The following is a 1,083-nucleotide window of genomic DNA, read 5'->3' on the forward strand; positions in this document are numbered from 1 at the left end:
CGCGGCCCCCCCCCCGCGCCGCGGCGCGCGGGCGGGGCCGGGGGGAGGGCGGGGGGGGGCCCCCCCCCCCCCCCCACGGAACGGCCTACCCGAGCTGCGCGGCGCCGCCCAGCGGGGCGGCGACCGGGCGCTTGGCGACGCGGCCGTCGCCGGAGGACCGGCCGGTGAGCCGACGGCCGATCCAGGGCAGCACGAACCCGCGCACCCAGGCCAGCTCCTGCGCGGCGACCTCGCGGACCGACTTCGGCGGCGCGGGCTCCAGCGGGGTGCGCCAGCCCTCGTCGGCCACCGGCACGCCGAGGGCGGCCGCGGCGGCCAGCGCGGTGCGGCGGTGCCCCTCGGCGGTCAGGTGGATCCGGTCACCGGGGTCCCACATCCGCGCGTCCTGCAGCCAGGCCGCGCCCCACTGGTCGAGCACGACGGCGCCGTGCCGGGCGGCGATCGACCACAGGTGGGAGTTGAAGACGGCCACCCGGCCGCGGGTGCGCCGGATGATCGGGGTCTGCCGGGGGTCGACGCCGGTGGCCAGCAGCACGTCGGCGCCGGCCTCCCGGAACGCGACCACGGCGGTCTCCAGGTCAGCGGCCAGCCGGTCGGGGTCGACGCCGGGGCGCAGCAGGTCGTTGCCGCCGGCGACCAGGCTCACCAGGTCGGGTGCGGCCGCGAGCGCCACCGGCACCTGCTCGTCGAGCACCTGCGCGAGCAGCCGGCCGCGGATGGCGAGGTTCGCGTACTCGATCTCCCCGCTGGGAGAGGCGGCGGCCAGGTGGCCGGCGAGCCGGTCGGCCCAGCCGCGGAAGGCATCGGGCGCGGTGGGGTCCGGGTCGCTGAGCCCCTCGGTGAAGGAGTCCCCCAGCGCGATGTAGCGCTGCCACGTCCGTCGATCACTGCCCGGTTGCACGCGACCACTGCACCACACCCGGCGGGCCCGCCCGCCCCGCCCCCGGCGACCCCTTCCCCGGGGGGGGGGGGGGGGGGGGGGGGGGGGGGGGGGGGGGGGGGGGGGGGGGGGGGGGGGGGGGGGGGGGGGGGGGGGGGGGGGGGGGGGGGGGGGGGGGGGGGGGGGGGGGGGGGGGGGGGGGG

At 82.0% G+C, this 1,083-nt stretch carries 1 protein-coding gene; it reads right to left on the reverse strand.

What is annotated here, in order from left to right:
• Positions 1–85 precede the first annotated feature (85 nt).
• Positions 86–901, reverse strand: coding sequence for an SGNH/GDSL hydrolase family protein (locus tag ACI79A_RS19635; protein WP_457085434.1), 816 nt, complete (start codon positions 899–901; stop codon positions 86–88).
• Between the last annotated feature and the right edge of the window lie 182 nt (positions 902–1,083).

This window comes from Modestobacter sp. SYSU DS0657, assembly GCF_054050925.1.